The organism is Rhodococcus sp. WWJCD1, from assembly GCF_002258735.1.
Classification (GTDB): Bacteria; Actinomycetota; Actinomycetes; order Mycobacteriales; family Mycobacteriaceae; genus Rhodococcoides.
Genome location: NZ_NOXY01000028.1, coordinates 177,781 through 189,799, shown reverse-complemented (window position 1 = coordinate 189,799; position 12,019 = coordinate 177,781). Strand labels below are relative to the sequence as shown.

10 protein-coding genes are annotated in these 12,019 nt (G+C 64.4%); 5 read left to right on the top strand and 5 right to left on the bottom strand.

From position 1 onward, the window contains the following. Nucleotides 1-2 precede the first annotated feature (2 nt). The 3 genes from CH286_RS21505 to CH286_RS21495 all read right to left on the bottom strand — a co-directional run bounded on the left by CH286_RS21505 (nt 3) and on the right by CH286_RS21495 (nt 2,723). Nucleotides 3-1,271 carry a DUF6986 family protein gene (locus CH286_RS21505; RefSeq protein ID WP_094610415.1) on the bottom strand — a complete coding sequence of 423 codons (1,269 nt, stop codon included), beginning with the start codon at nt 1,269-1,271 and terminating at the stop codon, nt 3-5. A 5-nt stretch (nt 1,272-1,276) separates the two neighbouring features. Next, nucleotides 1,277-1,738 carry a PaaI family thioesterase gene (locus tag CH286_RS21500; RefSeq protein ID WP_094610338.1) on the bottom strand — a complete coding sequence of 154 codons (462 nt, stop codon included), beginning with the start codon at nt 1,736-1,738 and terminating at the stop codon, nt 1,277-1,279. Between the two features lie 223 nt (nt 1,739-1,961). After that, nucleotides 1,962-2,723, bottom strand: a complete 762-nt coding sequence (locus CH286_RS21495) for a hypothetical protein (protein WP_032377936.1) — start codon at nt 2,721-2,723, stop codon at nt 1,962-1,964. Between the two features lie 179 nt (nt 2,724-2,902). On the opposite strand from CH286_RS21495, the gene CH286_RS21490 reads away from it, so the two are divergent. From CH286_RS21490 to CH286_RS21480, 3 genes are all read left to right on the top strand, one after another. Next, a complete protein-coding gene (locus CH286_RS21490; protein WP_080734371.1) occupies nt 2,903-4,378 on the top strand; it encodes an iron chelate uptake ABC transporter family permease subunit in 1,476 nt (491 codons plus the stop codon). Nucleotides 4,379-4,479: 101 nt separating this feature from the next. Continuing rightward, the gene (locus CH286_RS21485; protein ID WP_230592516.1) at nt 4,480-5,475 is read left to right on the top strand and encodes a FecCD family ABC transporter permease; all 996 of its coding nucleotides are present in this window, start codon (nt 4,480-4,482) and stop codon (nt 5,473-5,475) included. Beyond that, nucleotides 5,472-6,341: an ABC transporter ATP-binding protein gene (locus CH286_RS21480; protein WP_094610337.1), complete on the top strand. Its 870-nt coding sequence runs from the start codon at nt 5,472-5,474 to the stop codon at nt 6,339-6,341. Before CH286_RS21485 ends, CH286_RS21480 begins: the two co-directional genes overlap by 4 nt. Before the next feature lie 6 nt (nt 6,342-6,347). Here the strand turns inward: CH286_RS21480 and CH286_RS21475 are convergent, their stop codons facing one another. Together CH286_RS21475 and CH286_RS21470 are read right to left on the bottom strand one after the other, a co-directional pair. Beyond that, nucleotides 6,348-8,870, bottom strand: a complete 2,523-nt coding sequence (locus CH286_RS21475) for a bifunctional lysylphosphatidylglycerol flippase/synthetase MprF (protein WP_094610414.1) — start codon at nt 8,868-8,870, stop codon at nt 6,348-6,350. Between the two features lie 128 nt (nt 8,871-8,998). Beyond that, complete coding sequence (locus tag CH286_RS21470) at nt 8,999-10,300, bottom strand: alpha/beta hydrolase (RefSeq protein ID WP_032403465.1); 1,302 nt, start codon at nt 10,298-10,300, stop codon at nt 8,999-9,001. A gap of 201 nt (nt 10,301-10,501) precedes the next feature. Between CH286_RS21470 and CH286_RS21465 the strand changes: the two genes are divergently transcribed. Together CH286_RS21465 and CH286_RS21460 are read left to right on the top strand one after the other, a co-directional pair. Continuing rightward, a complete protein-coding gene (locus tag CH286_RS21465) occupies nt 10,502-10,918 on the top strand; it encodes a BlaI/MecI/CopY family transcriptional regulator (RefSeq protein ID WP_032377940.1) in 417 nt (138 codons plus the stop codon). Nucleotides 10,919-10,941: 23 nt separating this feature from the next. After that, nucleotides 10,942-11,898 carry a M56 family metallopeptidase gene (locus CH286_RS21460; RefSeq protein WP_032403466.1) on the top strand — a complete coding sequence of 319 codons (957 nt, stop codon included), beginning with the start codon at nt 10,942-10,944 and terminating at the stop codon, nt 11,896-11,898. Nucleotides 11,899-12,019 lie beyond the last annotated feature (121 nt).

Genomic DNA, 12,019 nt, shown 5'->3' with positions numbered 1-12,019 from the left:
CCTCACCCGAGGGGCACGGTCACCGATCGATCGAGCAGTCCCCGCAGGACGTCTCGGTCGATTCCCGAAGCAATTGCCTGCAGTTCGGCGAGGCCGAACGCACCCGCGTCGAGGCCTCGCACCAGCACGCCGGCCAACGCTTGCGCGGTGGCGGGTTCGTCCATCACCTCACCGCCCTGACGATCGAGGTAGCCCCCGAGTCGAGCAGCCGCGACCGGCATGGCGTGGCGGAAGAAACCGAAGGTGGCCAGCCACCGCGTCACCAGATGCCCGGGATGCATGTCCCAGCCCTGGTAGAAACCGCGTTCGAGGGACCTCGTCACCAGATCGAAGTGCCGCCGCGCCGACGCCGAAACCTGCTCCGGGCTGCCGGTGGGAACAACCTGGGTCGAGCCGTCGCACACCCACACTCCGGTCTGCGCGGCTGCCACCAGCATGACGTTCTTCGCGTGGTCCGCCACCGGATGTGCCAGCGACTGCTGCGCGGAAGTGATCCCACACGCGGCGCTGTAATCGTAGGTTCCGTAGTGCAGTGACGTGCAGCGACCGTCCGCGCGAGTGATCGCCCGCGCGAGAGTCGTCGTGCCGTCGGCCCCGATGACCGCCTGGGGACTCTCGATCTGCAACTCGAATCGAAGGGCACGATCGGGCAGGCCGTGCGCGTGCTCGAGTTCCTCACACAACGCGACCACTGCCGCCACCTGCGAGGTGGCCCGCAGTTTGGGCACGGTGAACACGAAACCGTCGGGCACTCCCCCGGCCCCGTCCAGAACGAGCTCGAGGGTGCGAATCCCGCGCCGACGCTCGTGTGCTGCAAGTCCTTTGGAACGAATACCCAACCAGGTCGGACCATCGGCATCTTTCGCCAAGGCTGCCAACGCTGCACCCGCGGCCGTTGCATGACGGTCTTCGACGACGTCCGACCGCCATCCGTACCCGTCCTCGAAATCGATTCGGAGGTCCTGGATGGGGGCCGTGCTCAATCGCTCACGAACCAGGGGCAGAACGTTCGCAGTGTCGAGTTCGTCGAATGCCTCGGGGTGAGCGTCCAGAATCGCCGAGGATGCTGCGCCCCACTCGGCGGGCACGTTCGCCGAGGCGTCCGCCGCCGAGACGTACACGGTGTGGGAAGGCTGCCCGCCGATGCGGTCCCCGGGATAGTGCCGCGCCAGATCCTCGTCGATGGGCCCGAAGAGTGTCTCGAGGCGATCGAGAGCGTCGGGAGTCAGCGCGGTGACCGGTGAATCTGGATGCTGGTTGTGGCCCGTCATGGGCATCACTGTCCCAGATGTGCAGTGTTTTCGATATTTGCCAGTCGGACTCTGCCCTGAGCTACCAAGCGTCCGGTCTCGTCGGCGATGTCCACCTGCCACAGCTGCTGGGTGCGTCCACGATGAATCGGATGTCCGTGTGCGGTCAAGGTTCCCGATCGCGTAGCTCGCAGGAAGTCGGTGTTGTTGTTGGCGCCGACCACGTGTCCACGTGATCCGAACCAGGCCGATCCGCCGATGCTGGCCACCGATTCGACCACCGCGCACAGGACGCCGCCGTGCATGATTCCTGCGGGTTGATGGAGCTGTGGGGTCACTGTCCACTCCGCGCGCACGTCCTCGCCGGACACCGCGAGGTATTTCAGACCGACGACTCCGTCGAATCCACGGTGGCACAGCTCGGTCAACTGTTCCGGCGTCAAGGCGTCGAAAGGCGTCTCTTCCGTGGTGCCGTTCGAGTCCGTCATTGCACTGCCTCCGGTTGCGTCGAAACATGTGAGCCGACTGTGCAGCCGACTTTCCATCAGAATTACACGACGGTCGACCCACGAAAATCGGTGGGCCTCCCGTTCGTGAAGAACGAGAGGCCCACCGTGGCAAGGACCGGGAGTCACTGCAGCCCTCAGGACTCCGGCGCGGTCCGTTGGTACGTGGTCAGCATAGGCAAACCTTAGTAACGGCGCAAGAGCTTCACGACACCCGAAGTCTCGCTCGTCCGGGAACCCCGGCGCGTGACCGGACGGGAGCGCCTGCGTCGACCATGGCGTCGAGCAGCATTTGACCTCGACGAGCTCCGTCGGACGCGCTCGCCCCGGCCAGAATCGGAACGTACGTGGACGCGCCGAGAATCGCATCCCCGACCAGGGCCCAGAAGACTCGAACATCGAGCGGAGCGCGCTCCGATATCGCGCGAAACACCGCACCGAGCGACGTCGTGCAGCGATGCGCGGTCCAGACGAGCAGAGCCTCCTCGCACGGAAGGGTGACGGTGCCGGGCTCACCCGCCGAGGGATCCTCCGGCAGCACCCTCAGGATCGGCGACGCGACACCCGCCCAGTCGATTCCACCATCACTGTCCATGTGGATCCACATGTTGTCGATGCCCGGATCCCACGCCCGGGCCTCCAGGACCAGCAGCGCAGATACTCGGCCGACCACAGCGTGAATCAAGGCAGTGGCCACCTGAACCGCAGCAGCCTCCGGCACATCCAGATCCTCGAGCGAACGGCTGTACATCCGCTCGACACGTCCGTCCGTGAGCCCGACGGCCAACTGCCACCACCGGCGCTTACCTTCGTTCGCCATGGCAGCCACCGCGTACATCCGCGGGTAATCGGGATTGAGCGCGCGAAGAGTCTCACACGAGTCGGCCAACTGGGCCGTCCCATCGGATCGGTTCGAGAATCGATGAACATCGGCCCAGCTGGAGAATGCCGCCGTTGCAACTGACACCTGATCGCTCCTTGAAGTTCGTGGCGGGTGGATGCGTCGCACCCCGACTCGTTATGTAGGTTAGCCTAACCAGATAATTTTGGGAATCAGGTACCGCTACCCTTACCTCACCTCACATTGAAAGCAAGGGTTCCGTAACCTAAACGAGTCCCTTCGATACAGCGAGGAGTCACGACACTGTGACCACAGCTCCGCTACTCGGCCCGCACGGCGCTCGCCGGTCTCCCGATGAGCAGTACGGGACCGAGAACGTGCCCGACGGCCCGCCGCCGCGAAGCTCCTGCATCGCGGCAGGCGCTATCGACGCCCTGATCGTGGTGGTCCCGTTGTTCGTCGGATGGTCGATCGTCGACGCGCTGCGTGACGACAACGGAGGCGGACAAGCGGACCGATTCGTATTCGGTGCGATTTCGGTGTGTGTCGCTCTGGCTCTGTTCGTCTGGAACCGCGGGTACCGCGACGGCAACGACGGCCAGAGCACCGGCAAGCGATGGCTGGGGCTGACGCTGCGAGACACCGTCACCCACGGCCCGATCGGCGCACGTCGAGCGCTGCGTCGCCAGTTTCGGATCGGCTCTGCGTCGTCGGAGGTGGTGCGCGAAAAGGTCGCTGCAGCAGAAGGATTCGAGCCCATTCCCAAGGACGGTTCGGTCGCTGCCATTCGGCGCCGGAGATTGCTGGGCTTGGCCGTACTCGTCGCCGCTCTCGTGGCCGGAATTCTCGCCAGCATCGCCATCGGCGCTCGACCCCTGACCTTCGCCGAGATAGCCCACGCCCTGCTGAATTCGACGGGCACCGACACCGACATCATCGTGCGCACGCTGCGAGTTCCCCGCACTGTGCTCGCACTGGTCGTGGGTATCGCGCTCGGCATCGCAGGCGCTCTCATCCAAGGGCACACACGCAACCCGTTGGCCGACGCCAGCCTGCTCGGCCTCAACTCGGGCGCGGCGTTCTTCGTCGTGATGGCCATCTACCTGTTCCGGTTCACCTCGCCGAGTCAATACCTGTGGTTCGCGTTCGCCGGTTCGGCGGTGGCGAGCGTCGTCGTGTTCGGACTGTCGTCGATCGGGTCGGGCAGATCGAGTCCGGTCAATCTCGCGTTGGCCGGGGCCGGCGTCGCATTCTTCCTCTCGGCGATGACCAACGCCGTCGTCCTGCTCGATCAGACCAGTCTGGACGGCTACCGCTTCTGGGTGGTCGGATCCGTCGCCGGACGCGGCCTGGACGTGTTGTGGCAGGTATTGCCGTTCCTGGTGATCGGCGTCCTCATCGCAGTCGCGAGCACTCCCGGCCTGAACGTCATGAGCCTCGGTGAGGATGTCGCGCGCTCATTGGGGACCAACATTGCGGTCACCCGTACCGTCGGGATCCTCGCTATCACCCTGCTGACCGGGGCAGCGACCGCAGCATGCGGGCCGATCGCCTTCGTGGGTCTCGTCGTACCGCACATCGCCCGAGCGGTGACCGGACCCGACTACCGCTGGCTCGTCCCCTATGCAGGCCTCATGGGCGGTGTGATGCTCATGATCGCCGACGTCGTCGGACGGGTCGTCGTGCGCCCTGGCGAGCTCCAGGTGGGCATCGTTCTGGCCCTGATCGGCGCGCCGTTCTTCATCGCTCTCGTTCGGCGCCGGAAGTTGGTCGGCCTGTGACAACCGATCTGCAGTCGACACCGCCGTCGTCCGACAAGGGCGTCGTTCGCGCCCGGCCCGCGTTTCGTCTCGGCCCCATTTCTCTGGTCCGGCGACCGCTGATGGTCATCGCCACCGTCCTGCTGGCGGCAGCCCTCGTGCTGGTCATGTGCATCAACATCGGACGTGGTGACTTTCCTCTGTCGATCGCACAGGTTCTCGACGTACTTCTCGGAGGCGGCTCGAGGATCGAGCGCTTCATCGTCATGGATCTGCGGTTGCCTCGATCGCTCACCGGCCTACTCGTCGGAGCTGCCCTCGGTATCTCCGGAGCCATCACCCAGTCGATTTCCCGCAACGCACTCGCCAGCCCCGACATTCTCGGTATCACCGCCGGTTCCAGTGCCGCAGCCGTTGCACTGATCGTGCTCGGCGGAGGAGGCAGCTTCAGCGGTCTACTCGCTACTCTGGGCCTGCCGCTTGCGGCACTGATCGGCGGTGTGCTCACCGCAATCGCGATCTACACCCTGGCCTGGCGAAAAGGTGTCGACGGTTTCCGGCTCATCCTGGTGGGAATTGCGGTCAACGCCATGCTCACTGCCGTCATCGGATGGCTACTGATCAGCGCCGACATCAACGACGTCTCGCGCGCTCAGGTCTGGCTCAACGGCTCGCTCAACGGTGCCAACTGGGCGTCGGTCTGGCCGGTCGCGGCCGCTGTCGTACTCGTCGGCGGTGGCACCGTCATCGCGACGTTCACCCTGGGCGCGCTACGCCTGGGTGACGACAACGCCCGATCGCTCGGAGTACGCCTGCAACACAGCCAGGCCATGATGCTCTTGGCCGCCGTCGCTCTCGCCGCCATCGCGACCGCCGCGGCCGGACCCATCGGATTCGTTGCACTGGCAGCGCCGCAGATCGCACTCCGAATCCTGCGCACGCCTGGTCCGCCCATCATTGCGTCGGCGCTGCTCGGTGGATTGCTCGTCGTGGCAAGCGATCTGATCGCTCGAACGATCCTGCCGGTCGAACTTCCGGTCGGCATCGTCACCTCGGCCCTCGGCGGACCGTTCCTTCTGTACCTTCTCGTTCGCAGTAATCGAAAGGCTTCCGTATGACCACCAGCCACCCCTCGCGTCTGATCGCGCAGGATCTCAGCCTCGGTTACGGCGATCGCACCATCGTCGAGCATCTCGACCTCGAAATTCACACCGGAGTCATCACCACGGTCATCGGACCCAACGGCTGCGGGAAGTCGACGCTCCTGCGTTCGCTAGGTCGCTTGCTCAAGCCCAAGGCCGGCAGTGTGATGCTCGACGGCCGAGCGATCTCCTCGATGAAGACCAAAGAGGTTGCCCGGACTCTCGGAATGCTGCCGCAGGCCCCGACCGCCCCCGAAGGTCTGACTGTCGCAGACCTCGTCTCACGTGGTCGTCATCCCCACCAATCGTGGATAAGGCAGTGGAGCTCCGACGACGAGGCCGAGGTGGCGAACGCACTCGAGTTGACCGGAGTCGGCGACCTCGCCGACCGACCCGTCGACGAACTCTCGGGCGGTCAGCGTCAGAGAGCGTGGATCTCCATGGCGCTGGCCCAGGGCACCGACATCCTGTTGCTGGACGAGCCGACGACGTACCTCGACCTCGCACACTCCATCGAGGTCCTCGATCTCGTCGATCGACTGCACGCCGAGCTCGGACGGACGATCGTGATGGTGCTGCACGATCTCAATCTGGCACTTCGCTACAGCGACCGGTTGATCGTCATGAAGCAGGGGCAGATCGTTACTTCCGGCCGACCTCAGGACGTCATATCGGAGCAGTTGTTACTCGACGTCTTCGGCCTCGAGGCCGCCGTGATCGAAGACCCGATGTCCGATCGACCTCTCATCGTTCCGATCGGGACCCGGCACGTGTACGGGTCGGTCGGAGGGCCTGTCAGGTCCGCGGACGACTCTGCCGCGGGCCCATCCACAGCCGTCTAGCCGCCGTCACCGCTCGATCATGGTGCGTACCAGCTTGAACCCTTGACCGATCGACACGTCGGGCAAGTAGGCCCGACCGATCGCGTTACCGATACTGGGCAGTGCTGCCGGATCTGCGAACGTCATGTGCATCGGTTCGTAGCGAGGCTGGAACTTGGATTTGAATGCCAGGAGAGAACGGAATCCGTAGACGGGTTCGAGTGTGCGTCCGAGCACGTCGAGCAACCGTTCCAGTAGTCCCGACAGCGTCGACTGCTCGGCGCTGGAGACGTGTTCGGGTTGCTTCTCGTCGACCTTTGCCAGCGGTGCGCCGGACAAACTGAGGAATCTGGCACCCTCCTGCTCGAGCAACAGAGCAGCCGACGCAATGAGAAATTCCATCGTCGGCCGGAAGCCCTCCGAACGACGACGCATGAAGTCGAGCGTCCATCCGACGATGACGCCGTTCTCGTACACCGGCATCCACGAGGTCACGCCGTGCACGGTCCGATGCTCGTCGACCGCGATCAGGCAGCGGACGTTCTCGTCGTCGACCTCCTCCAGACCGCCGAGGGTGAACCCCATCTCGGGCATGCCCTTGTCTGCTACCCATTCCTCCGAAATCGCGGTGATCTGATCGGTGATGGCCAGTGGTGCCGACGGGAAACGAATCCATTCGGCTACGACACCCGCCTTCTTCGCCCGATTCAGTGCCGTGCGCACGTCTTGGAAACGCTTGCCGGTGAAGGCAATTCCGTCCAGGTCCAGAACCGTCTCCTCACCCACTTGGATTCCGCCCCAGCCGAGAGAATCGGTGATGCGGCGAACATCGGGGGTGACGGAATAGAAACACGGTATCCAGCCGTTCTTCGACGCGAACTCGGCGAATTCGACGACGTTGTCCCGCAACGACTCTCGCGGACCCACTGGATCGCCGGTGGTCAGAGCTACACCCGAAATGACGCGGTAGGCGACGTAACTGCGGCCGTCGGGACCGAACCAGTACTTGTTTCCGCGCCAGGTCGTCATCCACGACAGCGCCGAACCGCTGCTCGCCATGAGCAGTCCGCGCGCGCGTTCGGTCGCGTCGGTCTCCGTCCCGTACACCGGAGTCAGGAAGGTGCTCGCAGCGAAAACACAGACCACCGACCAGAACACCACGCCGGTCCACTCGAACAGCAAGGTGGTGGGAATGCTCTGCGGCAACAGAGCGGGTTCGAGCCATTGCAGGTAGACAGGCGGAATAAGGCGCTGCGGGAAGTCCAACAGCAAACCGCCGAACGTCGGCGAATCGGCAAAGCCGCCGCGAGCAAGGTACCCACCGATCGTGTAGACCACGCCGAGTCCCACTCCGACCCCGATCACCGACGCCGCCCACCGCCGGTAGGTGCCCGAGGGCGCCGACACGTCGAAGAACTTGCGCGTGACCAAGAGAACCACCAACACGATCAGTGGTAGCAAGAACGGCACCGCGGTTCGATACGCGGTCGGCGATTCGAGCCCGTAGAACAGCGACTGGTCGTCGCCGGCCTCCAGGAACCGAATTGCGAAGTTGGCCACCGACAGTGCGAGCAGGATCAGCTGGGAGACCATCGCCAGAGCCCACGCGAAACGCCTGCCACGCCGAAGGCCGTCGCTGATCACCAGCAAGAACAGGGAGGGCATGATGCTCAGAATCGTCGGACCGACGCCGCCGAGCCTGAGATCGAGCAGACCGCGACGGCACTCCACCGGATCGGTGGTCGCATCGGCACAAATCTCGCGCACCTCGGCTGCCGTGTAGGGAACTCCGCGAACCACATCTCGAAGGACGGCGAACGGACCGACAGCGTTGGGGCTCAGGGCCGCCAGCACCGGACCCAAGGCACTGGCAGCAACGATGAGCGCAACCAGCACGCGGCCTTCGCGTTGGGTACCCGCCAATCGAGGGCCACGCGCCGATCGACCGACGATCCACGGCCCCGCGACGAGACCGATCACCGCGGCGGCCAGTCGAACCACGTCCTGCAGGTGCCCACCGAACAGGGCCAACGTCACCAGCAGTGCCAGCACGCCGACGCGGATCCGTCTGCGCCACAACGTATCCATCCGCGAGGTCGCAACCAGCACCACGCCGAATATCCAGGTCGTCGGGCCTACCGCGGTTCCGACGTGCAGCCGGAAACCCCAATCGGCATCGAAGGTCTTGGCCAGAGCGGCGAGACCGAGACCGAGTAGCGAACCGGCTACCTGGGTGACGAACGCAGCGATGGCAAAGCGACGGGACCCTGTCCGGCGCTCGATAGGCGCAGCGGCGAGCAGAACCGCAACGGTCGCCACCACACAACCGGCGATATTGGGAGCCGTCAATCCCGAGGTCAGTGGGGTCCACAGGTGCCAGTGCTCGAACGGCATGATGCCCACGGCGAAGTACTTGTCCAATTCGCCACGATCGTCGAACACGGCCGCAGCGATACCGGTCAACCACACGATCGCAAGCAACGTGAAACTGACCGGGGCCCCCACCGCTCCGAACACGATGAGCGACCACAATCTGCGAATCTGACGCATCGCTGCGGACGATCCCAACTTCAACGCCTTGGTTCGCTTCGATATCCACGAAGGTCCGGCGACGTCGCCTGCGTCGGCCTCTGCCGACGACGAGGTGGCTGTCGCGGGTAGCTCCGGCTCGGTCACATTCACGAAGTCAGCCCTGTTCTCGTTGCCAGCCATGGGAGTTCACGACGCAGGCCTTCCGACCACACTGCGAAGCTGTGTCCGCCAGGTACTTCCACGTACTGCACATCCATTCCAGCGGCCTTCGCCGCGTCGTACATCTCTTGTTGACCCGGTTTGTAATCCTTGTCGTCCGCGCCCACGACGAAAATACCGGCCGAGTCGGGGTACCGACGCGATTTGAGCAGGTCGAGCGGGTTGATCGCGGTGAATGCCGCAGAATTTCCGCCGAAGGCCTGCTGCACGGTTCGATCCCGATCCCCGAGGGTGGGCTCGCGTTGACCCGACAGGTCGAGGAAGGTGGGATAGACGTCGGGGTGATTGGTCGCCATCTGAATGGAGCACGTGCCACCGTAGGACAATCCACCGATCGCCCAGTGAGCGCGATCGCGGTCCACCTGCAAGGTGGCGTCGATCCAATCGGGAACGTCCCGGGACAGATACGTGTCCACGTTCCCCAGCGGCGAATCGACACAGAGTGGATTGGCGATCGATGACCCGGTGCCGTCCGCGACCACCACAACGGGCGCAAGACCGGCATGGTCACGGGCAAAGTTGTCCATGGTCTGGGCGAGCTTTCCGCCGTTGAGCCAGTCCTCGGGCGCACCCGGCTGACCGGCGAGCAACACCAGGACCGGCAGCAACGGGCGAGGATCGGCAAAGTACGCAGGCGGCAGATAGATCTCGGCGTCCCGGGCAGAGAAGTTGGACGCGGTGGCCGGAATGGGTGCCGAGGTGACTCGTCCTGCGGCCGCCAGATCAGCAGGTGCGGTCCACACCGAATCCAAGGGCGTACCGCTGACGGTCTGTGCCACTGCGGCCGGCACATCCGAGAACTGAATACGGGCAGCGGACTCGACTCCGAGGGCATTGCCCACGGTGGGATACGCATCGAACTCCAGGTTGACGTGCAGCGCCGCAGCTGCGACCACGAGGACCGCTGCCACCACCGTCGTCAGTTTGCCCAGCACCCCACGAGCTGCAAGCAACCGGGAAACCACCGCGAACAGTGCGGCGAGACCCACGCCGATCCAGACGTAGATCGAGGTGGCTATCGGATCCGGAAACGGTCGCCATACCTTCTCGACCACCACGTAACCGACAGCCGTGACAACGATCGCGACCGTCGCCGCGATCGGCAGTGCGCGTCTCGAGTATCGCCGGGACGACGAGACGACCAACCACACTCCACCGAGCGCGCCGAGAACGGACACGATCACCGGTACCGGGCCGTCGATCAACGACAGAGAATCGAACCACTCCACTCTTGCGTCTCCGCTCACTTCTCGAAGAGTCGGGCCGCGGGGCGGCACGATCACGTGAGAAGGATATTCGCCCCGAGGCGCTCCCCGTGGAGACCCGTCGATTCGAGACGCCAGGACTATGACCGAACCCACACTGCCGGGACGGTAGGTACTACCACGGGTAGTACGCATCAGCGTCGGAGTAGCCGTAGAGTACGAAGAATGGCTGGTCTTGGTGAACTAGAGCGCGCAGTGATGGACCATCTGTGGGAGTCGACGGATCCCCAGACCGTCCGACAGGTACACGAAGCACTCGCGACGCATCGCGAGCTCGCGTATACGACGGTGATGACGGTGTTGCAGCGGTTGGCGAAAAAGAAGCTGGTCGTTCAGCAGCGCGACGACCGAGCTCACCGGTATGCGCCCCTCCACGGACGAGACGAGCTGGTTGCCAGCCTGATGGTCGACGCGTTGTCGCAGGCACCTGCGTCCGGTGGACGCGCTGCCGCACTCGTCCACTTCGTCGGACAGGTGGGGGCCGACGAAGCCGCCGCACTCCGTGAGGCACTCGCCGCTCTGGAAGTGGCACAATCGACGAGAGAGTCCCCTTCGGCTGGAGAAGGCCGTCCGACGGACTGACGCTCGCCGTAGTAAGTGAGGACATGAACTCGACGACTGCGTTGGTATTCGCGGTACTCGCGCTGATTCTGGCGGGGCCGGTGCCAGCCGTGCTCGCTCGCGCCAGTTGGCCGTATCGGTCCCCGCGTGCGGCGCTGGTTCTGTGGCAGGCAATTGCACTGGCCGCCGTGCTCTCGGCATTCAGCTCAGGTCTCGCCATCGGCGGACTGCTTCTGGTTCCCGGCCCGGACGGTCGTCCCACCACAGCACCCACCGACGAAATCGACGCGCTCGGCCTTCCCCTGTGGATCCTGTACGTGGTCGTACTCGCGATCACCCTCGGCATCGGTGCCAAGCTGATGTTCTCGGTTGTTCAGGTGGCGGTCCGAACCCGTCGTCGCCGCTCTCGACACCGCATGCTCGTCGACCTGCTGGATCGAAACAACCTGAACGAGAATCCCTTTCGCAGCCTGCGCGATGCGGATATCCGCGTACTCGATGCTGCCGAGCCGATCGCGTATTGCCTGCCAGGTCTGCGTCAGAGGGTGGTACTGAGTCGCGGAACGCTCGCCAATCTCTGCGAGGCCGAAATCACCGCCATCCTCAGCCACGAACGGTCGCACCTTCGTGCCCGCCACGACTTGGTCCTCGAAGCATTCACCGCGGTAAACGAGGCATTCCCGAGAATCGTGCGAAGCAAGTCGGCTCTGGGCAGCGTGCAGTTGTTGGTCGAGCTGTTGGCCGACGACTCGGCGGTCAAGGTGACCGGACCCACCCCGCTGGCTCGGGCACTGGTCGCGTGCGCAGGGTCCACCGCACCGCGAGGTGCCATGGCGGCCGGAGGACCACACACCCTCATCCGGGTGCAGCGATTGAGCGGTCCCGGCAGCGATGTTCGCATCGCCGCGGTTGCATACGCGACCGCTGTGGTGATCCTCGTACTTCCGACGATCTACGTGGCGATGCCATGGCTAGAGGAACTGAGCAAGCTGGTCGGGTGAGCTCTCGGCCGTTCGGCGTCGCACAGGTCACATCGACTCGGGGTGAACAATTCGCGATCCATCCCGTAGAGTGGACCTCGGTCGCCATCGCGACCTAGCAATCGAAATGGCACAAACAGCC